This is a genomic window from Variovorax sp. 3319, from assembly GCF_031456585.1.
In the GTDB taxonomy this organism is placed as follows: domain Bacteria; phylum Pseudomonadota; class Gammaproteobacteria; order Burkholderiales; family Burkholderiaceae_C; genus Variovorax; species Variovorax paradoxus_P.
Map to the genome: position 1 here is coordinate 360,702 of NZ_JAVDUZ010000004.1, position 21,780 is coordinate 382,481.

Here is a 21,780-nt window from a genome sequence, read left to right on the forward strand (position 1 = left end):
TCTCATGCAGATACTCAAGCCCCATGTCGCCGCGCTGAGCTTTCGGCCGATCGAGTACCGGTCCAAGGCCGGGCTGTGCGTGAGCACCATGCTCTTCGCGCCGATGTCGCCCGACGTGGGAGGCCTGCTGCGCGAGCAGTCGATGTGGAACTGCATCTCCAAGCTCATGGCGATGCCGCTGGTCGACGAAGGCATTGCCAAGCTCACGCCCGAATACCTGGTGGTCGGCCGCGTGCATGCGAGCGAAGCCGGTTCGCGCGGGGCTGTTGCGCGCGTGCGGCTGGGCAATGCCGGCAAGGCCGTCATGGCCTTCTCGCCGCGCTACTGGGACGGCGCGCGCGTGGTGCAGTCGGAGGTCTATCAGCCGGTGCCGCTCGATTGGGCCAATGCCTACGGCGGGCCGACGGTGGCCGACAACCCGCTGGGCATGGGCGCCGCAGCGGCAGGCGGCGTGCACTGGCTGCCGCCGCTCGAGCTGCCCGGCTCGCGCATCACCGCGCCTGGCGACGTGGTGCAGCCCGCAGGTTTTGGCGCGCTCGATGTGATGCACCCGCAGCGCGCCGCATTGCGCGGCTCCTACGACGAGAACTACCTCAAGCAGCATGCGCCCGGCTTTCCGCCTGACGTGGATTGGCGCCACTTCAACATGGCGCCGAAAGACCAGTGGCTGGATGCACCCCTGCGCGGCGACGAGGCCTTTGCGCTCGAGCACCTGCACCCCACCAAGCCGCTGCTGCAGGGCAACCTGCCGGGGCTGCGGGCGCGCGTGTTCGCCAACTACCGGTTGCCGCCGGAGCAGGTGGCACCGGGCGGCGAATCGCACAAGTTCAAGGAAGTGCCGATGCGGCTCACCACCGTGTGGTTCTTTCCTGAAGTGGAGCGCATGCTGCTCATCTGGCACGGCCTGGCCGAAGTGGCGGAGTACGACGGCAGCGACATCGACCACCTGATGACGGCGGTCGAGCGCCTGGGCCAGCCACGCGGCGATGCCCACTATGCCGGCGTGCTTGCCCGACGCACAGACCCCGTGCATGGCGGCATCGAAAGCCTGAACGATGCCGACCTGGTGCCCGACGACATCGACACCGCCGACCCCGACTTCGAAAAGGCGTCCGAGATCTACAAGATGGACGGCCTTCAGGCCGACGCGCAGTTCCGCCGCGCGGAGATCGACGTGGCCCTTGCGCGCGAGAAGGCCGTGGCCTTTGGCAAAGACCCGGACGCACTGGGCCTGAAGCCGCCGGTGCGCGAGAAGCCACCGACCCTGGCCGAGCTGCCCGCCTACGTCAAGGCCAGCCAGAAGGAGGCCGAGGCGCAGCAGCTCGCGGTAGCGCAAGACATGCTGGAGCAGCTCGAAAAGCTGCTCGCGCTGAGCGGTGAAGACAGAAAACGCATGGCCGAGCTGGCGCACCGCGGCCCGCCGCCCTACACCGCCGAGAAGCACCTGGCCGAGCTCAAGGCTCAGTTCGGCAAGCTGCCGATGCCGGAGGCGCAACTGCTGCAAAAGCTGCGTGACCGCCAGGGTGCGGAGCGGCTGGGCTATTTGCAATCGGCCCACATGCAGCCACCGGCCTTTGCGCTGAAAGGAGAAGAAGGCGCCCAACGCCGGCAAGAAGTGCAATGGCTGGCCGGGCAAGGCCACCGCACGCTGCCTTGGATCGATCTCACCGGTGTCGACCTGTCGGGCCTCGACCTGCACGGCTTCGATTTTTCGGGTGCGTGGCTGGAGAGCGCGAACCTTCGCAAGGCCAACATATCGGGCTGCAAGTTTGCCGGCGCGGTGCTCGCGCATGCCGACATGCAGGACTGCATGGCCATAGAGGCCGACTTCACCGGCGCCAACCTGGGCCGCGCGAAAGTTGCCGGTGCGGTGTTCGACCGATCCAATCTCGGCGGTGCCATGCTCATGCACACGGCGCTTGCCGGCACGCAGATGCGGCGCGCCAACCTGGCCGGCGCCAACCTGCTCGAAACGGAGTGGGGCGTTGCCGACTGGAGCGGCGCGCAACTGGCGGGCAACGTGTTCTACAAGCTCGTGCTGCAGGGCCTCGACCTGCGCGAGGCCGACCTGAGCGGCGCCAACTTCATCGAGTGCGATCTGCGCGGCGTCGATCTTTCAGGCGCACTGCTGCAGTCCACCACCTTCGTTACCTGCCAGCTGCAGGGCGCACGCATGATTGCCGCGCGTGCCAAGGGCGTGGTGTTCGTGAAGAACACCGTGCTCGACGGCGTGGATGCGAGCGGCGCCGATTTTTCGAACGCGAACCTCGGCGAATGCAGCGCCATCGGCATGCGCGCGCCCAAGGCGCTGTTCGACGGCGCCAACCTGGGCATGGCCGACCTGCAAGGTGCCGACCTGCGGCTGGCTTCTGCCAAAGGCGCGCTCCTTCGCAAGACCCGCTTCGGCCGTGCACGCCTGGCAGGCGCCAATTTTCATGATGCCGTCTTCAGCTACGCCAACCTGATCGGTGCGGACCTGCGGCGCGCCAATCTCTTCGGCACCGACCTCACACGTGTGGCACTGAGCGGCGACACGCAGTTCGACGGCGCATTGCTCACGCGCAGCCGCACATGGCCGCGACTGAACGCAGAACAGCAGGCCGTTGCCGCGGCGCGAGATGCGGCCAGCAATTCCGAAGGAGGTGCGGCATGAGGGTGAGCGCCGAACTTCTTTCGCTGGGTGCCGGCCTGGGCGAAACCTTCGAAGGGCAGGACTTCAGCGGCGGCCACTACGCCAAGACCTTTTTGGGTGGTGGCATCTTCACGCAGTGCCGCTGGAGCGGCGCGGACCTGCGCGAAGCCGACGTTCGCGAGGCGGTGTTCGACCAGTGCGACATGGGCGGCGCGCTGTTTGCGGGCGCCAACCTGCGCCATGCGGTGTTCAACCGCTGCAAGCTCGACCACGCGGATTTTCGCGGGGCCAACCTGCACACGGCCACCTTCAACGAGTGCGACCTCACGCATGCGCAGTTCGGCGAGGCGTCGATGGCCATGGCCAGGTTTCATGCCAGCGCGCTCGACCATGCGGGCATGCAGGGCGCCAACCTCGAATCGGCGGTGTTCTCGCAATCGAAACTCGTCGACGTCAACGCCGACCACTCGCGGTGGATGCACACGGTGGTGACAGGTTGCGACCTGAGTCTCATGACCTGGGTGGGCGCGCCGATGACGCGCGTGGTCTTCTCGAAACTCAGCCTGCAGAACATGCGGTTCGATGGCGGCAACTACGAGTCGTGCCAGTTTGCCGATGCAGACCTGAGCGGCAGCAGTTTTGCAGGCGCAAAGCTGCGGCAATGCAACTTTCAGGGCAGCACCCTCAACGGCTGCGACTTCAGCAACGCACAGGCGCCGCAAGCCATCTTCTGCGCCACCAAGGGGGAGGGCGTGCGGTTTACCAAGGCGCAGCTGCGCCAGTCGCTTTTTACCGAGGCCGCGCTGCCGGGCGCCCACTTCGGCGCTGCGCAACTGCACCAGTGCCACTTTGCGCAGGCCAGGCTGGCACGCGCGGTGTTCGCAGGTGCCGATTGCACCTACGCCGATTTCCGGTATGCCGACCTGCAGGGCGCAGACCTGCGCGATGCCGGGTTGTTTCGCGCCGTCTTCCATCGCGCGCAGCTGAAGGACGCGCAAGCCACCGACCGGAGCCGCGCACTCGGCACCGACCCTGAACTGGCACGCGCCGAACAGTGGGCTGCCGCCTGAAGCGCCGAGCGACGAACGCCATTCACCTACGAGGCCATCCATGACCGCTACCGTTACCGAACGCCGCACCAGGGCTCCACACAAGCCCGGCAAGCCGGGCAAGCAACCCGACGCGCCCGCTGCGGCGCAAGCCGGCTGGCATCGTGCCGTCGTGCTTGCCGCGTCCGGCACGGGACAAATTCGGCTGCGCATCGACAACGAAGCCGCGCACGAGGTCGGCGCGCGGCAGGCCTTCAGTTGCCTGGTGGCGGTGCAGGCGGGCGACGTTGTCGCGTGCCTGCTCGACGACCAGCGCCAATGCTGGGTAATGGCGGTGCTGGAGCGCAGCGGCGCACAGGACGTCGTGCTGCAAAGCCAGGGCAAGCTCGAACTGAGCGCACCCACCGTCAGCGCCAACGCGCAAGAGCTTCTGCAGCTGGCCGCACCCCAGGTGCGCCTGAGCTGCGAGCAGGCCGACGCAATGGGCGAGCGCCTCAACCTGGTGGGCGGCACGGTCAAGGCGATTGGCGCCGCGCTGTCCACGTTGTTCGACCGGGTGCACCACCACAGCAAGCAATACATGCGCAGCACCGACGGCCTGGACCGCACCCAGGCCGGACACATGGAGCTGCAGGCGCGCCAGCTGCTGCAGATCCATGGCGAGCACACGCTGGTGGAAGGCGAGCAGCTGGTCAAGGCGCGCGGCGCGCAGATCCACTTCGGCTGACGGGAGCCGCCATGTTTGCCAACTGCCAGATGATGGGCACCGACATGGGCTTTCCCGACGTGTGCCTGACGCCCACGCCGGCGGGCCCGGTGCCCATTCCGTACCCCAACATCGCCATGGGGCCGATGGCCGTTCCGAACTGCCCGACGATTCTTTTCATGTGCATGCCCGCGCACAACCTGGCAACCACCATTCCCATGACCAACGGGGACAACACGGGCGTGAACATGGGCGTGGCCTCGGGCACCGTCATGGGACCGTCGCGGCATGTGACCGGTGCGTTCACCGTGCTGCTCAACGGCATGCCGGCCACGCGAATGACCAGCATGTCGCTGCAAAACAGCACCAATTGCCCGGGCGTGCGGCTTGTGCCGAGCCAGGCGCTTGTGCTGCTGCTGTCGCCTTAGGCGCAGAGCCCGCCGGAACAGCGGCGGCGAGGTTCGGGAGGGAGGGAGAACGTAAAAAGGGATGGGAAGCATGACCGATCACACGTTCAGCATCCAGGGCGACTCGCCCGTCGTCGACAAGCTCATGTTCTGGCGCATCGTGGGACACGAGGTGCTGGCGCGCCCGTCGGCCTACGAGCTCACCGTGCTCACCGACAACGAAAGCATCGAGCCTGCCGACGTGCTGGGCCGCTCTTTCGACGTGGCCATCGAGTTTGCCGATGCCGATGGCGGCGCCCACAAGCGGCACTGCCAGGGGCATGCGGTGCGCTTTACGCGCGTGGGACGCAGCGGCCGCTTCGTCGAATACCGCATCAGCCTGCGCTCGTGGTTCTGGCTGCTGAGCAAGCGCGTCAACGCGCGCATCCTGCAGAACAAGCCGGTGCTGGAAGTGATCGACGCGGTGCTGGACGACAGCCCCGTCGGGAGCCTGAAGAAGATCAAGTCGGGCGGCGTGGTCGGCCCGCATGCGCCCCACGGCTACTGCGTGCAATACCGGGAGAGCGACTACCAGTTCCTGTCGCGCGTCCTGGAAGAAGAAGGCATCTACTACTGGTTCGACGCGCACGATGCGCCCGGCACGCTGCATCTTTCGGACACCAGCACGCTGGCACACGAGAAGCTGCCCGTTGCCGACACGCTGCACCATGTGGAGCGCGACGCATCGGAAGGGCGCTTCAACGAGATCACGCGGTGGATCAGCTCGCGGCAGTTCGAGTCGGGCAAGTTCGCATCGCGCGACCGCGACTTCAAGGTCATCAGCAAGCAGCTGTTCGCGGACAAGGGAGACCCCGACACGCATGAACTGTCCGACCTGGAGGTGTTCGAGTTCCCGGGCGGCTACGCCTCGGGCGACGACACCGACAACCTGGCCCAACTGCGGCTGGACGAACTCATAGGCCGCCGGCAGCGCCACTGGGCACTGACCGGCTGGCCCGACGTGACGGCCGGGCGCAGCTTTGCCTTCAAGGGCGACCCCGAGGGCAAGCACGACGGCGACTACCTGATTGCGGCCTGCACCTTCGTTGCAAGCCATCCGGGCTACGAAGGCGCGGACATTTTGGAGAGCCCGCGCCCGATCGACGCCGTGCTGCACGATGCGCTGGCCGACGACCCGGTCAACGCCGGGCTGCACGAACTGGTGGCTGACCTGATTGCCGAGACACCTGCGCTGCGCAGCGGCCAGCGCGCGAGCAGCAGCTTTCTGCTGACGCTGGTGCCGCTGAACACCCCGTGGCGCCCGCCGCGCCTGACACCGCGCGTCACCATGCCGGGGCCGCAGAGCGCCATCGTCACGGGCCGCAGCGGCGAGCAGATATGGACCGAGGAGCACGGCCGCGTGAAGGTGCAGTTTCACTGGGACCGCTACGGCAAGAACGACGAGAACAGCTCATGCTGGGTGCGCGTGTCGCATCCCTGGGCCGGCAAGGGCTGGGGCGCGGTCAGCATTCCGCGCATCGGCCAGGAGGTGGTGGTCGACTTTCTGGACGGCGACCCCGATCAGCCCATCATCGTCGGGCGCTTCTACAACGGCGAATCGATGGCGCCCTTCGGCCTGCCGGGCGGCGCCGTGGTGAGCGGCATCAAGTCGAACACGCACAAGGGCAAGGGCTACAACGAACTGTCGATGGACGACACCGCGGGCAAGGAGAAGGTGACCATCCACGGCCAGTACGACATGAACACCACGGTGGAGCACGACCAGACCACCACCGTGCACAACAACCGCACCGACGCCGTAGATGTCGACGACACGGAAACCGTGGGCAGCAATCAGAAGCAGAGCATCGGCGCCAACCAGAGCATTTCAGTCGGCTCGAACCGCGAGGAGAAGGTGGGCGGCACCGAGACCATCACCATTGGCGGCCACCGCACCGAAACCGTGAACAGCGGCGAAACCGTGACGATCAACGGCGGGCGCAGCCACACCGTGAACGGCGTGCAGACCACCACCATTTCCATCGCCGAGGCGCATACCGTGGGCGCGGGGCGCATGCACAGTGTGGGTGCCGGCGAGGCCATCAACGTGGGCGGTGTGCAGACTGTGAGCGTGGGCGGCGCACAGATGGTGAGCGTCGGCGGACTGCAGAAGGTGAGCGTGGGTGCGTTGCAGTCCATCACCGTCGGCGGGCCGCACAAGCTGTCGGCGGCGGTGATTTCCGAAACATCGAAGGGGCCGATAAAGATCAAGGCGGGAGCCATCTGCATGGTCGAGGCACCCACCATCATGCTCAAGGCGGGCGGCAGCAAGATCGTCATGAACGCCAGCGGCATCACCATCAAGGGCGCCAAGATCACCATCAAGGCCGACGGCACCGCATCGTTCAAGGCCGGAGGCTCGATCAAGATCAAGGGCTCCAACCTGGGGGAGGACTGAGCCGTGGAAGACCACACCGATCTCCAGAGCGCACGCAGCCTGCTGCACAGCGTGGCCGCCTGGTCGAAGCTGTCGGGCCAGGGCGTGGCGCTGGCCACCTTTGCCGGCTTCGATGCGGAGGGGCACTTTCTTGTCACGCTGGGCGAAGGCATGGCGCCGGTCCAGGCGCTGTCGACGGTAGGCCTGGCGCCCGGCGATGTCGGCGTGGCCGTTGTCGTGGCCTTCGAACAGGGCGAGGTGCGGCACCCCGTTGTCGTGGGGCGCGTTCAGCCGCCGCATGCCAAGGCACCGCCGGCGGCCGAAGCTGTGCAAGTGCAGGCCAGCGCGGACGGCGAGCGCGTGCTGCTCCAGGCGCGCGAGCGCATCGAGCTGCGCTGCGGCGACGCAAGCATCGTGCTCACGCGCGCGGGCAAGGTGCTGATCAACGGCAACTACGTGCTTTCGCGTTCGCGCGGCGCCAACCGCGTCAAAGGTGCCTACGTGGGCATCAACTGAAAAGGCATGCGCCATGTGGCAGCTGGACAACCGCACGCCCTACGCCGCCGAACGCACCTGGGTGCGCGACCGCGACGGCGCGGAGATCTGGCTCGTGGCCGTTAAATGCAGCTTCGACATTTCGCCCGACGGCGAGACCAGCGTCGCGGCCGAGCAGCCGCCGGTTGCGCAGGCGCCCATCTTTGTCGACGAGCCCGCGCCCCAGCCGAGCCTGCTCTACGAGATGGACCTGGTGCGCACCAAGCAGACCACGGACGTGGTGCTGATCGGCCATGCGCACTCGCCCGGCGGCGTGCCGGTTACGCAGCTCGACGTGGGCCTGCGCGTAGGCCCCATCGCCAAGCGCCTGCGCGTGACCGGCGATCGCGTGTGGCTCGGCGGTTCGCCGTCGGAGCCCGAGCCCTTCAGCACCATGCCGCTGGTGTGGGAGCGCGCATATGGTGGCATCGACCCATGGACACGCGATGCGCCGCTGCCGCAGTTCGACGTGCGCAACCCGGTGGGCACCGGCTTTGTGACGGAGGCCGCGCATGCGGAAGGCGTGCGGCTGCCGAACATCGAATACCCCGACCAATGCGTGCGCTCGTGCAGCGACCGGCCCGAGCCCGCGGCGTTCGGGCCACTGTGCAACCACTGGCAGCCGCGCGCGGGGTTTGCCGGGACGTATGACGAGGCATGGAAGCGCGATCGGTTGCCGTTGCTGCCGACGGACTTCGATGACCGGCACTACCAGTGCGCGCCTGTGGACCAGCAGGCGCCGCAGTTTCTCATTGGCGACGAGCCGGTGCTACTGGTGCATCTGGCGCCGCAGCCAGAGATACGCTTCACGTTGCCACGCGTGCCGCTGGGCCTTGAAACCTTTTTCTCCGACAACACGCAGGTGCTGCATGAGCGGCCGAAGCTGCACACGGTGATTCTCGAACCAGCGGCAATGCGTGTTTCGCTGGTCTGGCACAGCGCGCTGCCTTGCCACCCCAAGGTTCACAAGCTGCTGAAGACACGCATCGTCGAAAAGCGGCTGCTGCGCCTGGGCGAGACCGAGTCCGGGCAGATGGCGGAGGCCTGAGCATGGCCGACACCGCGTTGCAGATACTCGGGCTCGGTGCCAGCACGCCTATAGGCCGCGACGCATGGGCCAGCGCTGCCGCGGCGCGGGCCGGCGTGTGCGGCTTTTCCGAGCATCCGTACATGGTCGATACGGCCGGCGAGCCGATGCGTATCGCGCGGGCACCCTGGCTCGACGTTGGCCTTGACGGAGCCGCGCGGTTGGGTGCGCTGCTGCTGCCGGCCATCGAGGAGGCGCTGGCACCTTTGGCGAAGCTTGGCGGAGCGGTGTCTCCGCGCATCGGCCTTGCACTGGCGTTGCCGCCGCCCCGCCCCGGGCAACCCGATGGTCTGATCGACGATGTGCTGGCCGCCATTCGCGAGCGCATGGGCGACCGATTCGTCCGCATCGCGCGCTTCGAGGTCGGCCATGCAGCGGGCCACATGGCCATGGCGGCCGCCGAGGCCGGTTGCGCGCGCGATGCCTTCGATGCGTGCGTGGTGGCAGGCACCGATTCGTACCTTGCACCCGAGACGCTCGAATGGATCGAAGCCTGCGATCAACTCCATGGCGGCGGCCCGCTCAACAATGCCTGGGGCTTCATCCCAGGCGAGGCAGCGGGCGCAGTGCTGCTTGGCACGCCCCGTCTGGCGCAGCTGTGCGGCATTGCGCCGCTGGGCGAGCTGGTGTCGGTCGGCATCGGCATGGAGTCCAGGCTCATCAAGACCGACGAGGTGTGCATCGGTGAAGGCCTGACCCAAGCCTTCCGTGCCGCGCTGCAGGCCCTGGCGTCCGGCGAACAGGTGCACAACGTGTTCTGCGATCTCAACGGCGAGCCCTACCGCGCCGACGAGTTCGGTTTTGCCGCGCTGCGCACCGGCGAGCACTTTCGCGCAGCGTCCGACTTTGTCGCGCCAGCCGATTGCTGGGGCGACGTGGGTGCGGCGGGTTCACTGCTGCACGTGGCATTGGCCGTCATCGCAAGCCGCAAGCGCTATGCCAACGGACCGCTGTCGATGGTGTGGGGCAGTTCCGAGTCGGGCGAGCGCGGGGCGGTGCTGGTGCGCGGCGCCGAACCGCTGAGAGGCTGAGCCATGCCGCTCACCATCAGGGTCAACGGCACCAGTCTCACGCTGGTGCACAAGTTCAGCATCGGCATCAGCACCGCGACCATCCCCGACGTTTGCAAGACGCCGAGCCCTGGCGGTCCCGTGCCGGTTCCCTACCCGAACATCGCCAACTCGATCACGCTGTCGAGCGGCACCACCACCGTCAAGGGCGACAAGGCGATGGCTGCGAACAAGGGTTCGAAGTTCGCCATTTCCAACGGCGACAACGCGGGCGTGGCCGGCGGGGTGAAGTCCAGCACTTTCATGAAGGAGGCCACCTGGATTCTTTATTCCTTCGACGTGAAGATGGACGGCAAGAGCGCGGCCCGGCTTACGGACAAGATGTTCCACAACTCGGAAAACGCGGCCAATCTGGGCGGAGTGGCGCAGCAGCCGTTGATCGACGAAGTCGGCCAGACCATGGCGGACAAGCTCTGCGATGCGGCCTGCAAGGCGATGGAAAAGAAGAAAAAGAAAGATGCCAAAGCCAAGAGCAAGGCCAAAAAGAGCAAAAAGAAGCAGAAGCCGTCGACAAGAAAATTCCAGAACGAGATGCGCAATGTCCTGGACCCCAAGAAGGGCGGGCAACGGGGAAGTCAACCGGGGCTGATCACCGAGGCTTCGCAGGATCTCGTAGGGGGAGACTTCATCGGCAAGTGGGGTGCGGCAACCGGCACGGGAGCGGGATGCGCCAGATGGGACATCGTGCTGCTCGGTGTCAAGAAGGTATCGAAGAAGCTGGTGGAAAAAGGAAAGGTGGTCCTGAAGGACGTATTCAAGATCATCGAGGTCAAGTTTCCGGGAGACAGCCCGACAGACAATCAAACGAAGATGCTGAAGATGTCACCCAAGACAAAGAAGAAGGTCTTTGAGTTGAGGCCTGCGGACCACTGCATTTGTTCCTGAAAGGTCGAGAACCATGGAATGGCACCGATTCACTCTCGCGAAGGACGGCCAGGTACTGGCCATGCCATGCGTCGACATCGTCGCATTTGTCAATGGCGTGCCGGACAACGGTGGCGCAGGTTTCGCGAGGTTCCTGAATGACTTCGCCCACAACTTCGGAGGGCAGCTGCGCTTCTATCGCACCGGAGACATGAAGCGCTTTCGCGCCTTTGACGCGCAAGCGCTTGAGGGGCCGGCGCATTGGTTCACCGACCCGCGCCTGCTGGCCGCCAACATGCTCAGTTTTCGTGCGCACAGCGGCGGAACCGCTCGCGATGTGTGTCCGCCGGCCGTGGACATGACGCTCGCAGGCGTCTTCGAGCCGCCGCGCTTCATACTTCGAATGATCTTGCCCGTCGAATGGGGGGACGAGCCGGAGCAACTGGTCAGCTTGGCGCAGACCGCCTTGGCAGAACTGCAGCTTGGCAGCGGCTACTGCGGATACTCCCTCGTCTGGGAAGAGACCGATACGGCGCTTGAGGAAAAGGTTCTCGCCTGGGCGGGCCCGTTGCATCGTCGTCATCCGGGCCTTGGCTATGGCGACGCGGTCTGCTTGTCGAATGCGGTCGATCGAGGTGTGGTTGCGGTCAACTGGCTCACGTTCCTCGGTGCTGAGCTGGTGGCTGCCCTGGGCGGAAGCGATGCGTTGGCGAGCAGCGCCGCTGCAGAGGTATCGGTGCTTCCGCTTGGCCAGGGTGGGGTGATTCTTCGCGCGGGTGAAGCACCGAAACTGGGTGACGTGAACCGCAAGGATTTGTTGCCGGCCTACCATGCCGTGGGTCGGCTCGTCGGACCCGTGCGAGCGACCGACGAAGCTCTGGATGAGCTGCTGATCGATGCGATGTCCGAAGAGGATGCGTATGACTGGCTTCGACGTTTCTTCGTCTGAGCGTTACAGCGGCCAGCTTCTGCTGCAGGCCGCGCTGGAGCACGGCCCCGAAGGATCGGCCGCGCTCGTCGAGCGGCGCATTCGCGTCTTTCTTGATGCGATCGACGCCGGGTTTTTCTTTCCAGGGAGGCGACTCTCCTCTGCCCCGGTCGAGCTTCGTGCCGTTGGTGCGTCTGTGCAGGCGCGGCTGCAAGTCGAGGATCTTCCCGTTACCGCCCTGGATGTGCTGGGTGGCATGCTCGCGGATTGCCGCCAACACGAGGTCTTTATTCGTGCGGCGCGTGCCATGCTGGGCCAGCGCGAGCTTGACTTGCTCCGCGAGAGAGGCGTGCGTCCGGCCGCTCCGGAAGAGCCGCCCTTCGAAGTCGAGTTTCCAGAGGACATGGGCGGCAACTACGCGTTGTTGGTCGAGATCGAATTTTCGCAGCCGGTGCCGCCCGAACTCCGGCAGGGCCTGCTCGAAACCCTTGCGCTGTGGGACGCGTTGTCGCTTGCCTACCCCAATGATCCCGACGAGGCAGTGGAAGTCAGCGGCGCGCAGGCGATGTTCAACGATCCGCGCACGATCCACTATCACGAATGGATCTGGGACAAGGCCGACGCCGAAGCGTGGGATCTCATCGTCAATCTGTGCTGCGCCTGGCACCAGAAGCTGCCCATCGTGCGATTGCATTTCGAGTAAGGAGCCTTTTCCGTGGACGCTGAAACGCTGCCTCTCATCGTCGCCGAACACGCAGACGAAGCCTCCTTCCTCTGGCTGCAGCGCGCAAGCGCGGTTCACGCGCCCAACTATTCGCCCCAGCAGTTTGCCGACCTGGACGAACGGCTTGCCGCCCACATCGACGGCTTGCGCGTTGCCGGCGAAGAAGGCTGGCAGCATGCACTCGCATTGACCGACAACGAAGGCCCCGAAGACTTCTTCGTCGCCGCAGTGCTCGCCATCGAAGCAGTCGATAGCCGCTTCGACGACCTGGTCGAGCGCGCCAAGGACCTGCCCGAAGTCGTGCCCGGTTTGATGTCCGCCGTCGGCTGGGTCGAGCCCGAGCAGCTCGGCGGGCGCGTCAAGGCGTTGCTCGAAGACGCCTCGCCGCTCGCGCGAAAACTTGGCGTTGCCGCCTGCGCATTGCATCGGCGCGACCCGGGGGCGCCCTTCGGTCAATTGCTCATGGATGCGCCCGACAGCGTGCGCGTCCGCGTGCTGCGTGCGGCCGGCGAACTGGGCCGCGCCGACCTGTTGCCCCAGGCCCTGGCGCTGCTCGGCGAGGCCAAGCCCGAGTTGCGCTTCTGGGCTGCATGGGCGGCAGTGCTGCTTGGCGACCGGGCGCAGGCGCTGGACGCGCTTGCGGCTTTTGCGCTGAAGAGCGGGCCGCGCCAGCCGCGCGCCTTCCAGCTGGCGCTGCAGGCGGTCGAGGTCGTGTCGGGCCACGAACTCCTCCTCGAGAGCGGCAGCCTGCCCGAAGTGCAGCGCCTTCGCATCATCGGCTCGGGCTTCATCGGCGACGCGCGGTATGTGCCCTGGCTCATCGAGCAGATGACGCAGCCGGCCGTCGCGCGCATTGCGGCCGAAGCGTTTGTCACCATCACGGGCGTCGACTTCAACCTGGAGCAGATGGAAACCATGCCGCCCGACGGTTTCGAGGACGGCCCCACCGACGACCCCGACGACGAGAACGTCGAGCTCCCCGAAGACATTGCGCTGCCCTGGCCCGACGTAGAAAAGGTTCGCGCCTGGTGGGCGAAGAATGGTGCGCGCTTCGCACCCGGCGTGCGGCTCTTCATGGGGCAACCGGTCTCGCTCGACGGTTGCACGAAGGTGCTGCGCGAAGGTTTCCAGCGGCAGCGCGTGGCGGCTGCGCTGCACCTGTGCCTGCTGGAGCCGCGCGCGCCGTTGTTTGCCACCAGCGCGCCCGCGTGGCGGCAGCGGCGCTGGCTCGACAGCGTGGCCTGAAGCGCCGCTGCAACAAAGGCATACCTCTTAAGGCGAGATTGCCAAGCGGCCCCCCGGAATGAATACTCCTTCTGAGTTTTTGGGCTCGTGCTTGCGCGAGCCATGTTCGGGCGCAGCCCCGGGGGCCGATTCATGATTCATATCGCTGTCATCACCCGGCAAGGCGCCCCGGCGGGGCAGGCCATTGCCGCCGATTTCGGCCCCAACGGGGGCACCATCGGACGTGCGGACACCAACACGCTGGTGCTCGACGACCCCGACCGCACCGTGTCGCGCGTGCATGCGCAGGTGCTGTGCCGCGACGGCCAGTACTTCGTGATCGACAGGGGCAGCAATCCGATGCAGTGCAACGGCGTGCCGCTGGGCTCGGGCAAGGAAGCACCGCTCACCGATGGAACGCAACTGGTGGTGGGCAGCTTCGAGCTTCGCGTGCGCGCGATGGCCGGCGCTGCCGCGCCTTCGCTGGCGGTGCCGAACACGGTGATGAAAGCCCCCGTAGCGGCATCCGTGGCATCAACGTCGAGCGACGATCCTTTTGCCGACTTGCTGGCGGGCCTTGCGCCGCCGGCAGCACCGGCACCCGCGGCCAAGGCATCGCCCTCGGCTTCGCCGGCGCCTGCCGATTCGCTGTTGTTCGCCGATCCGATGCAAGACGGCTCGCGCAATGCGCAGGCTGCGCAGATCGATCCGTTCGCCAACCTGCTGGGGCCCACGCCTTCTTCGCCGGCACCTGCGGGCGGGCTTGGTGCGCTCGACGATTTTTCCGATCTTGGCGCACCGCCCGCGGGCGGCAAGGCGGCCGGCATCGACGAGCTGTTCGGCGGCATGGGAGGCGGTGGCGGCATCGGCGGCGATCCGCTCGCGCTTTCTCCGCTGGCGGATCCGCTCCTGCAGCCCAACACGGCGTCCGATGCCGATCCGCTGGCGGCGCTGCAGCGTGCGGCGCCTGCCTCGCCGGTACCGCGTGCCGATCACCTGCCCATCGACCAGTTCGGCTTTACGCCGCCCCGGGCAATCGAAGCGCCGCGGCCCAAGCCGGAGCTGCCGCAGTTCGACGACATCACGGGCCAGCCGATCCGTATCAGCGGGCCCGAGGTTTCGCTGCTCGACGATCCGATCGAACCGCTGGTGCCGCCTTTGCCGGCCTCACCGCAAGTTGCCCGGGCGCAACCCGCGCCGGCACCGGTCGCCAAAGCTGCGGCGCCCGCGGCGCCCGCCGTGCAGCGCAGCGCCTCCGACGACGAATTGCTCGCAGCCTTCCTGCGCGGCCTGGCCAGCACCCACCAGCCGCCGGAGATGCTCACGCCCGGCCTCATGGAGCGCATCGGCACCATTCTTCGCAGTGCCACCGAAGGCACTCTGCAGCTGCTCCTCACGCGCCAGGAGTTCAAGCGCGAGGTGCGGGCAGAGGTGACGATGATCGCCTCTCAGGCCAACAACCCGCTCAAGTTCTCGCCCACGGTGGAGGTGGCGCTTGCGCACCTGCTGGGGCCCGGTGTGCGCGGCTTCATGCCGCCGGAGGCCGCAATGCGCGATGCCTTCAACGACCTGCGCGCGCACCAGTTCGGCGTGATGGTGGGCATGCGCGCGGCGCTGGCGCACGTCATTGCGCGGTTCGAGCCCGACGAGCTCGAGAAGAAGATCAGCGCCAGGTCGGCGCTGGACGCACTCTTCAGCGCCAACCGCAAGGCCAAGCTCTGGGACCAGTTCGTGGCGCTCTACGGCGGCATTGCGAGCGAGGCCGAGGACGATTTCCACAACCTCTTCGGCAAGGCCTTCCTGGAGGCCTACGAAGAACAGATGGCGCGCCTGAAGTCCGACGCGCCGTCCGGCAGCTAGCCGAACCCCCGACACAAAGCAAAAGGCACCGCGCTTGGAAATCGAAATTGTCACGCTGTCCCGCCAGGGCGGCCGCAACTACAACGAAGACGTGCACGGCCACTGGCACGACGAGCGCTACGTCGCCTGCCTGGTGGCCGACGGTGCGGGCGGCCACGGCGGCGGAGACGTGGCCGCCGCCACTGCGCGCAGCAGCATGCTGGGCGGCTTTTCGGCCGCACCCGGCCTGGACGAAGCCACCCTGCGTGCGCTGGTCGAGCAGGCCAACCTGGACGTGGTTGCGCGCCAGTCCGAAGGCGGCAAGCTGGCCGGCATGCGCTCTACGGTGGTGTTTGCCGCCATCGACCTGGAGACGCAGGCGCTCGCCTGGGTGCACAGCGGCGACAGCCGGGCCTACCTGTTTCGCGGCGGCGCCGTGGTGGCGCGCACCACCGATCACAGCCTGGTGCAGCAGATGGTGGCAGGCGGCATGCTCGACGAGGAGGGCGCGCGCCTGCATCCGCAGCGCAACATGCTGCTGTCGGCGCTCGGCTCGGTGGAAGAGGCGCCCGACATTACCGTGTCGGACCGCATGCGCCTGGTGGCCGGCGACGTGCTGCTGCTGTGCAGTGACGGGGTGTGGGAGCCGCTGGGCGACGAGTGCCTGATCGACACGCTGCATGCATCGCGAACCCCCAGCCAGTGGACCGAGCTGCTCGATGCGCAGATCAGGGCGCACGCCAAGCCAGGCCACGACAACTACACGGCGCTCACGCTATGGGTGATCGATGAAGACGCCGACGCGACGCGGCTCCTGGAGCCGGGGCCCGAATCGCCCGTGGGCGAATAACGCGCGGCCGAGGCGGCCGCTGTCAGAACGAAGGCCAGCCGCCCGGCGGCATCACCAGCGAAGTGCCGCGTGGAGGAACCAAGGTGGGCACGATGTCGTCGTGCGGCGAAAAAAGCGAGAACACTGCCTTGACGTTGTGAGGCTTCACAACGATGCCCTGGAAATCGGAGTTCCCGTTCACGGTCTGGAAAACGCCATTGACCGGTTCGCTCACAACGATCAGGTGGTGGGCCAGGGTGCCGAAAAGTCCGCACACATCGCCCGGACGCGGCGCAATCACCTGCAACTTCTTTGTCTTCGGGTCCAGCTGGCCGGAGCGCGCCACGTCGATGCGGCCCGCCTCGCCGGAGATGTTGAACTTGACGGTGCCCGTCGGGTTCCACATGACGTTGAGCCCGACACGGCGCCACACCCAGGTGGTGAAGATGCCGCACCAGTCGGTGCCGCCCGTGGTGGTGCCCTGGTCGTTGGGCATGCCGTCGTTCGGGTCGCCGAGCGCCTTGGGAACCTTGTGCTGCTTGCCCCACACACCGCGAAAGTTGCGCGGAATGGTCCAGTTGGGAGCCGGCGTGGTCGCATCGTCGAAAAACGACTGCAGGTTGCGCCAGCCGCGCCGCACCTGCGCGGGCGAGGTGGCGCCTTCGGGCAGCGGAAGCCGGGTTTCGCTGAATTGGTCAGACACGCTGCCCACCATCGAATGCGCCATGGCCACGATGGCTGCGCGCACGGGGCTCATGCCCGCAATCACGGGCACTGCGCCCGGCGTGATGCCCAGGCTCTTCAGCAACTGCTCGATGGCCTTGAGCGTGGCGCCCATGGGGTCGATGCGGCCGTCGACCACCGGCACGGCCGCAGTCTTCTGGAACTGGCGGATCGCACCGATGGTGAACGGCCCGCAAAGGCCGTCGCATTCCAGGAGAGGCATCGGGCCGCCGCGCGGCCCGGGAACCAGGTTGAGCAGGTCCTGGATGCACCTGACGTCCTGCTGGAGGTTGGCGCCCCCGAAGCCGACTGAGCGGGCAATGGAAAGCACCATCTCTTTTCTTCTCAGCGGGTTTCGGTGCTGCGGGTGTCCCAGCCGAACTTGATGTCGCCTCCCATGCTGCCGTCGGGCTTCTGCGGCTTGTAGGCAAATTCGATGTCGCCGTACGAGATGGACACGTTCTCGTGCACGTCGCCGCCTTGCGATGCGCTGATGTTCACGTCGGAGATGTACACCTCCTTCAGCTTGACGGTCATGAAGGTCTGCTGGCCTTCGCCCGACTTGGCCATGGTGAGCGTGGCGGTGTCGAAGTGCTTGCCGTTGGCGCAGAACTTGGCCAGCGTGGGCGAGGCGCTGTCGTACTTCTTCGAGCAGCTCAGCATGCCCGGGGTGCCCTTGCCGACGGCCGAGCCGCCGCCCACGGTGCACGACGCGTTGTGCACGCCCCAGCTCCAGTTGAACAGCGGGATCTCGTCCTTGTGGTCCTTGTGGGCGGATTCGCCCTTCACGCCGTCCAGCTTCAAATGGCAATCGATGCTCATGTCGGTTCTCCTTGGTGGCCAGTTTGATGAGATGGCCGGGTTGATGAAAATCTGCTTCGAGGCGGGGCCTCGATTCATGCCGGTAGGAGTTGCGGTGAGGCTCCTGGCCGGCTGCTTCTAGAACGAAAAAGGTGCGCGGGTTTCAAAGAAGCCGGCGCAGGTCTTTTCAAAAAAACTCGGGCCTTACTTCGCGCCCTTGGCGGACGGCAGCTTGGACACCAGCCGCAGCGACACGGTGAGGCCTTCGAGCTGGTAGTGCGGGCGCAGGAAGAACTTGGAGGTGTAGTAGCCGGGGTTGCCCTCGACCTCTTCCACCACCACCTCGGCGGCCGCCAGCGGCTTCTGGGCCTTGGTGGTTTCCGACGAGTTGACGGGGTCGCCGTCCACGTAGTTCATGATCCACTTGTTGAGCCAGCGCTGCATTTCCTCGCGCTCCTTGAAGCTGCCGATCTTGTCGCGCACGATGCACTTGAGGTAGTGCGCAAAGCGGTTGCAGGCAAAGAGATAGGGCAGGCGTGCGGCCAGGTTGGCGTTGGCCGTGGCGTCGGGGTCGTCGTACTCGGCCGGCTTGTGCAGCGACTGCGCGCCGATGAAGGCTGCAAAGTCGGAGTTCTTGCGGTGGATGAGCGAGAGCAGCCCGGCCTTGGAAAGCTCGGCTTCGCGCCGGTCGCTGATGGCGATTTCGGTGGGGCACTTCTGGTCCACGCCGCCGTCGTCGCTCGGGAAGGTGTGCAGCGGCAGGTTTTCCACCGCGCCGCCCGACTCGATGCCGCGAATGCGCGAACCCCAGCCGTAGAGCTTGTACGAGCGGTTGATGTTGGTCGCCATTGCATAGGCCGCGTTGGCCCACGAATACTTGCTGTGGTCGGCGCCGGCCACGTCTTCCTCGAAATCGAACTCCTCCACCGGGTTGGTGTTGGCGCCGTAGGGCGTGCGCGCCAGGAAGCGCGGCATGCACAGGCCCAGGTACTTGGCGTCGTCGGATTCGCGCAGGGAGCGCCAGGCGGCGTATTCGGGCGTCTGGAAGATCTTGGTCAGGTCGCGCGGGTTGGCGAGCTCTTGCCACGATTCCATCTGCATCAGGTTGGAGCTGGCGCCGGTAATGAAGGGCGCATGCGCCGAGGCGGCGATCTTGGCCATTTCGCCGAGCAGCTCGACGTCTGGCGGGCTCTGGTCGAAGTGGTAGTCGCCCACCAGCGCGCCGAAGGGCTCGCCGCCGAACTGGCCGTATTCCTGCTCGTAGATTTTCTTGAACATCGGGCTCTGGTCCCAGGCCGCGCCCTTGAACTTCTTGAGCGTCTTGCTCAGGTCCTTCTTGGAGATGTCCATCACGCGGATCTTCAGGTGCTCGTCCGACTCGGTGTTGTTCACCATGTAGTGCAGGCCGCGCCATGCGCTTTCGAGCTTCTGGAAGTCTTCGTTGTGCAGGATCGCGTTGACCTGGTCGGTGAGCTTCTTGTCGATGGCCGCGATCATGGCCTGGATCGACTTGGTCACGTCCTTGCCGATGATTGCGCTGTTGCTCAGCGCCTGCTGCGCCAGCGTGAGCACGGCGGCTTCGACGGCACTCTTGGCCTCGTCGCTGCGGGGCTTGAACTCCTTTTGCAGGAGCGAAGAAAAGTCGCTCCCTTCGTAGGCAACGTCCTTGAGTGCGCTCTGCTGTTCGAGTGCTTCTGCCATGGTGTTTCTCCTCGTGGTCCGGTAGGTGGTCAGGCGGCCGGCGTGGCGCCGTCCTCGGGCTTCTTGCTCGCGGCAAGCGTCGCCAGCAGGGCCGGGTCTTCCAGCACCTTGGCCAGCAGGTCTTCAGCGCCGCCCTTGCCGTCCATGTAGGTGACCAGGTTCGACAGCTGGGTGCGGGCTTCGAGCAGCTTGTTGAGCGCATCGACCTTGCGCGCCACCGCGGCGGGAGAAAAGTCGTCCATGCTCTCGAAGGTGATGTCGACCTTCAGGTCGCCTTCGCCGGTAAGGGTGTTGGGCACCGCGAAGGCGGCGCGCGGCTTCATGGCCTTCATGCGCGAGTCGAAGTTGTCGGTGTCGATCTCCAGGAACTTGCGGTCGCCCACGGGTGCGAGCGGATCGGCCGGCTTGCCCGACAGGTCGGCCAGCACGCCCATCACGAAGGGCAGCTGCACCTTCTTCTCCGCGCCATACAGCTCCACGTCGTACTCGATCTGGACCCGGGGCGCCCGGTTTCTGGCGATGAATTTCTGACTGCTCTTGGCCATGGGAATGCTCCTTGCGGGTGTGAATGTGGCGGGTCGATGAAAAAGGAAGAAAGCAAAAAGAGAGAGACGAAGCGGCTTATTCGGACGGGCGCTTGCCTGTCACGGTCTCGATGGTGTCCATGGCGTTGGGCGCGAGGTTGGCCATGATTTCGAGAAAGCTCACGCCAATGAGCTTCTTTGCGCGGTCGATCAAGAGCGGCGCCGGGTTGCCGGGCTCCGCCTGTTCGAGATAGCGGATCACGCGGTCAAGCATTTGCACGGCGTCCTGCCGGCTCTGGATTTCGCCGCGCGCGGCAGCGGGACGCGGCGCGTCGCCCGCTGCTTGCGAAGCCGGTGCGGCCTCGGCGGCATCGCCGGTGTCCGCGTCTGCAGGTGCGCCCACGGCAACACTGCACGCCTTTTGCAGCATGCGCGCAATGCCGCGCAGCGCACCAAGGTCTACTGCATCGGCGCGGCCGGTGCGTTCGGTCAGCAGGGCCTGCAGCTGCTCCACCAGGCGGGTTGCGCCCATGGCGGCCTGCAATAGCTCGGGGTGCGAAGCCTGCACCGCGGCAAGGCCGCCCTGGATCTGCGCCATCGAATAGGTGGGCTCGCCGCCCACCGCGGTGAGCGTGTTGCTTGCAATGGCAATGTCGCGCACGCGGATCGGACCGACGCCGGGGGCCATGCCCACCTGCGCGTCGTACAGGTCGCGCAGCACCATGTTCTCGTCCCACAGCGGTGCGAGTGCGTTGAGGCGCATGGTGGGGTCGTTGCCGTCGTCTGCATCGAGCGTTGGATGTATGCCGTCCCAGAAGCGGTCGAAGAGGCCGATCAGCAGTTGAAGGCCTGCAACGAAGCCCGGCATGCCTTGCATCCGCGTGGAAGCGCGCAGCAGCAGCACGGCGGCCCGCACGTCCTTGCTGCGGCGGAGGATGGCCTCGGCCTGCTCGGCCACGTCGCGCCACTCCGGCTCCACCGCGGGAATGACGGTGTCGCCGAACTGCTGCTCGGGCTTGCGCTCCGAAGACGCTGCGAGCGCGGTAAAGGCGGCGTCGTACTCCAGGTCGTCACCGCACGGCGATGCCTCGCCGATGGGCGTGAGCAGGGCTTCGACAAGTTCGTTGGTCAGCATGTTGCCTGTTCGAGTTGGCTGGTGATAATCAAAGATGCAGCAGAACCGGTCAATGCAACGAAGGGAATAGCATGCGCACGCTGGGTACACACCATTCGTCCTATGGACGCTCTCCTGCTGCGGTCTCGCGGCGCCTTGCACTGGCCTCGGGGCTTGTGTTGACCGGCATGCTGGTTGCGGGCTGCGCACCCAAACCTGTGGTCACCACGGTGTCGATCACGCTGGTTGCGGGCGCCGATGCCAACCCCGATGCGCGCGGCCGCGCTTCGCCGCTCACGGTGCGCGTGTATGCACTCAAGTCGCCAGGCCCTTTCGAAGGTGCCGACTTCTTCTCGCTGTTCGAAAAAGACCAGGCCACGCTCGGCGCCGAACTGGTGCAGCGCGAAGAAATGCTGCTCAGGCCCGGCGAAACCCGCAAGGTCGATCTCACGCTGCCGCCCGATGCCAAGGCCATTGGCGTGATGGCTGCTTTCCGCGACCTGGACCGCGCGCGCTGGCGCGAAGTGCGCCCTGTGCAGACGGGCAAGGCGCAGGCCATGACGGTGACCTTCGGGGCCCGCCAGATCCGCGTCGAAAGCAAGTAGGCC

The 21,780-nt window shown here is 66.2% G+C and carries 20 protein-coding genes; 15 read left to right on the plus strand and 5 right to left on the minus strand.

Features of this window, described 5'->3' with window-relative positions; translation table 11 throughout:
- The first annotated feature begins 4 nt into the window (after window positions 1-4).
- From J2X67_RS11160 to J2X67_RS11225, 14 genes are all read left to right on the plus strand, one after another.
- On the plus strand, window positions 5-2,653 hold the full coding sequence (locus tag J2X67_RS11160; protein WP_309953017.1) for a DUF2169 domain-containing protein: 2,649 nt from the start codon (window positions 5-7) through the stop codon (window positions 2,651-2,653).
- Complete coding sequence (locus J2X67_RS11165) at window positions 2,650-3,702, plus strand: pentapeptide repeat-containing protein (protein ID WP_309953019.1); 1,053 nt, start codon at window positions 2,650-2,652, stop codon at window positions 3,700-3,702. Before J2X67_RS11160 ends, J2X67_RS11165 begins: the two co-directional genes overlap by 4 nt.
- A 40-nt stretch (window positions 3,703-3,742) precedes the next feature.
- Entirely contained in the window at window positions 3,743-4,408 is a 666-nt protein-coding gene (locus J2X67_RS11170) for a DUF3540 domain-containing protein (protein WP_309953021.1), read from the plus strand.
- A gap of 11 nt (window positions 4,409-4,419) precedes the next feature.
- On the plus strand, window positions 4,420-4,815 hold the full coding sequence (locus tag J2X67_RS11175) for a DUF4150 domain-containing protein (protein WP_309953022.1): 396 nt from the start codon (window positions 4,420-4,422) through the stop codon (window positions 4,813-4,815).
- 70 nt (window positions 4,816-4,885) lie between these two features.
- Window positions 4,886-7,231, plus strand: coding sequence for a type VI secretion system tip protein TssI/VgrG (locus J2X67_RS11180; RefSeq protein WP_309953023.1), 2,346 nt, complete (start codon window positions 4,886-4,888; stop codon window positions 7,229-7,231).
- 3 nt (window positions 7,232-7,234) lie between these two features.
- Window positions 7,235-7,726, plus strand: a complete 492-nt coding sequence (locus tag J2X67_RS11185; RefSeq protein ID WP_309953025.1) for a DUF6484 domain-containing protein — start codon at window positions 7,235-7,237, stop codon at window positions 7,724-7,726.
- Window positions 7,727-7,739: 13 nt separating this feature from the next.
- The gene (locus J2X67_RS11190; RefSeq protein WP_309953026.1) at window positions 7,740-8,792 is read left to right on the plus strand and encodes a DUF2169 domain-containing protein; all 1,053 of its coding nucleotides are present in this window, start codon (window positions 7,740-7,742) and stop codon (window positions 8,790-8,792) included.
- A gap of 2 nt (window positions 8,793-8,794) precedes the next feature.
- Window positions 8,795-9,862, plus strand: a complete 1,068-nt coding sequence (locus J2X67_RS11195) for a hypothetical protein (RefSeq protein WP_309953027.1) — start codon at window positions 8,795-8,797, stop codon at window positions 9,860-9,862.
- A gap of 3 nt (window positions 9,863-9,865) precedes the next feature.
- Window positions 9,866-10,786, plus strand: coding sequence for a DUF4150 domain-containing protein (locus tag J2X67_RS11200; RefSeq protein WP_309953028.1), 921 nt, complete (start codon window positions 9,866-9,868; stop codon window positions 10,784-10,786).
- Window positions 10,787-10,799: 13 nt separating this feature from the next.
- Window positions 10,800-11,714, plus strand: coding sequence for a type VI immunity family protein (locus tag J2X67_RS11205; protein WP_309953029.1), 915 nt, complete (start codon window positions 10,800-10,802; stop codon window positions 11,712-11,714).
- Window positions 11,686-12,396 carry a hypothetical protein gene (locus tag J2X67_RS11210; RefSeq protein WP_309953030.1) on the plus strand — a complete coding sequence of 237 codons (711 nt, stop codon included), beginning with the start codon at window positions 11,686-11,688 and terminating at the stop codon, window positions 12,394-12,396. Before J2X67_RS11205 ends, J2X67_RS11210 begins: the two co-directional genes overlap by 29 nt.
- 12 nt (window positions 12,397-12,408) lie before the next feature.
- Window positions 12,409-13,662 (plus strand): TIGR02270 family protein, encoded by a 1,254-nt coding sequence (locus tag J2X67_RS11215; protein ID WP_309953031.1) that lies wholly within the window; start codon window positions 12,409-12,411, stop codon window positions 13,660-13,662.
- Between the two features lie 132 nt (window positions 13,663-13,794).
- Window positions 13,795-15,501: a type VI secretion system-associated FHA domain protein TagH gene (gene tagH, locus J2X67_RS11220; RefSeq protein WP_309953032.1), complete on the plus strand. Its 1,707-nt coding sequence runs from the start codon at window positions 13,795-13,797 to the stop codon at window positions 15,499-15,501.
- A gap of 34 nt (window positions 15,502-15,535) precedes the next feature.
- Complete coding sequence (locus J2X67_RS11225; protein ID WP_309953034.1) at window positions 15,536-16,330, plus strand: serine/threonine-protein phosphatase; 795 nt, start codon at window positions 15,536-15,538, stop codon at window positions 16,328-16,330.
- 22 nt (window positions 16,331-16,352) lie between these two features.
- On the opposite strand, the gene J2X67_RS11230 is transcribed toward J2X67_RS11225, so the two are convergent.
- The 5 genes from J2X67_RS11230 to tssA form a co-directional block, all read right to left on the minus strand.
- Window positions 16,353-17,366: a hypothetical protein gene (locus J2X67_RS11230; RefSeq protein WP_309953035.1), complete on the minus strand. Its 1,014-nt coding sequence runs from the start codon at window positions 17,364-17,366 to the stop codon at window positions 16,353-16,355.
- An 11-nt stretch (window positions 17,367-17,377) separates the two neighbouring features.
- Entirely contained in the window at window positions 17,378-17,854 is a 477-nt protein-coding gene (locus J2X67_RS11235; protein WP_309953037.1) for a type VI secretion system tube protein Hcp, read from the minus strand.
- A gap of 183 nt (window positions 17,855-18,037) precedes the next feature.
- A complete protein-coding gene (gene tssC / locus J2X67_RS11240; protein ID WP_309953038.1) occupies window positions 18,038-19,534 on the minus strand; it encodes a type VI secretion system contractile sheath large subunit in 1,497 nt (498 codons plus the stop codon).
- Between the two features lie 29 nt (window positions 19,535-19,563).
- Complete coding sequence (gene tssB, locus J2X67_RS11245; RefSeq protein WP_354328526.1) at window positions 19,564-20,079, minus strand: type VI secretion system contractile sheath small subunit; 516 nt, start codon at window positions 20,077-20,079, stop codon at window positions 19,564-19,566.
- Window positions 20,080-20,155: 76 nt separating this feature from the next.
- Window positions 20,156-21,193, minus strand: a complete 1,038-nt coding sequence (gene tssA, locus J2X67_RS11250; RefSeq protein WP_309953039.1) for a type VI secretion system protein TssA — start codon at window positions 21,191-21,193, stop codon at window positions 20,156-20,158.
- A gap of 71 nt (window positions 21,194-21,264) precedes the next feature.
- Here tssA and tssJ point away from each other — a divergent pair, with 71 nt between their 5' ends.
- Entirely contained in the window at window positions 21,265-21,777 is a 513-nt protein-coding gene (gene tssJ / locus J2X67_RS11255) for a type VI secretion system lipoprotein TssJ (protein ID WP_309953041.1), read from the plus strand.
- The last annotated feature ends 3 nt before the right edge of the window (window positions 21,778-21,780 follow it).

Excerpts from the sequence above, each read along its gene's own strand:
- J2X67_RS11160 (WP_309953017.1), top strand. The coding sequence starts at position 5 with ATGCAGATACTCAAGCCCCATGTCGCCGCGCTGAGCTTTCGGCCGATC.
- J2X67_RS11165 (WP_309953019.1), top strand. The coding sequence starts at position 2,650 with ATGAGGGTGAGCGCCGAACTTCTTTCGCTGGGTGCCGGCCTGGGCGAA.
- J2X67_RS11170 (WP_309953021.1), top strand. The coding sequence starts at position 3,743 with ATGACCGCTACCGTTACCGAACGCCGCACCAGGGCTCCACACAAGCCC.
- J2X67_RS11175 (WP_309953022.1), top strand. The coding sequence starts at position 4,420 with ATGTTTGCCAACTGCCAGATGATGGGCACCGACATGGGCTTTCCCGAC.
- J2X67_RS11180 (WP_309953023.1), top strand. The coding sequence starts at position 4,886 with ATGACCGATCACACGTTCAGCATCCAGGGCGACTCGCCCGTCGTCGAC.
- J2X67_RS11190 (WP_309953026.1), top strand. The coding sequence starts at position 7,740 with ATGTGGCAGCTGGACAACCGCACGCCCTACGCCGCCGAACGCACCTGG.
- J2X67_RS11195 (WP_309953027.1), top strand. The coding sequence starts at position 8,795 with ATGGCCGACACCGCGTTGCAGATACTCGGGCTCGGTGCCAGCACGCCT.
- J2X67_RS11200 (WP_309953028.1), top strand. The coding sequence starts at position 9,866 with ATGCCGCTCACCATCAGGGTCAACGGCACCAGTCTCACGCTGGTGCAC.
- J2X67_RS11205 (WP_309953029.1), top strand. The coding sequence starts at position 10,800 with ATGGAATGGCACCGATTCACTCTCGCGAAGGACGGCCAGGTACTGGCC.
- J2X67_RS11210 (WP_309953030.1), top strand. The coding sequence starts at position 11,686 with ATGACTGGCTTCGACGTTTCTTCGTCTGAGCGTTACAGCGGCCAGCTT.
- tagH (WP_309953032.1), top strand. The coding sequence starts at position 13,795 with ATGATTCATATCGCTGTCATCACCCGGCAAGGCGCCCCGGCGGGGCAG.
- J2X67_RS11230 (WP_309953035.1), bottom strand. The coding sequence starts at position 17,366 with ATGGTGCTTTCCATTGCCCGCTCAGTCGGCTTCGGGGGCGCCAACCTC.
- J2X67_RS11235 (WP_309953037.1), bottom strand. The coding sequence starts at position 17,854 with ATGAGCATCGATTGCCATTTGAAGCTGGACGGCGTGAAGGGCGAATCC.
- tssC (WP_309953038.1), bottom strand. The coding sequence starts at position 19,534 with ATGGCAGAAGCACTCGAACAGCAGAGCGCACTCAAGGACGTTGCCTAC.
- tssB (WP_354328526.1), bottom strand. The coding sequence starts at position 20,079 with ATGGCCAAGAGCAGTCAGAAATTCATCGCCAGAAACCGGGCGCCCCGG.
- tssA (WP_309953039.1), bottom strand. The coding sequence starts at position 21,193 with ATGCTGACCAACGAACTTGTCGAAGCCCTGCTCACGCCCATCGGCGAG.
- tssJ (WP_309953041.1), top strand. The coding sequence starts at position 21,265 with ATGCGCACGCTGGGTACACACCATTCGTCCTATGGACGCTCTCCTGCT.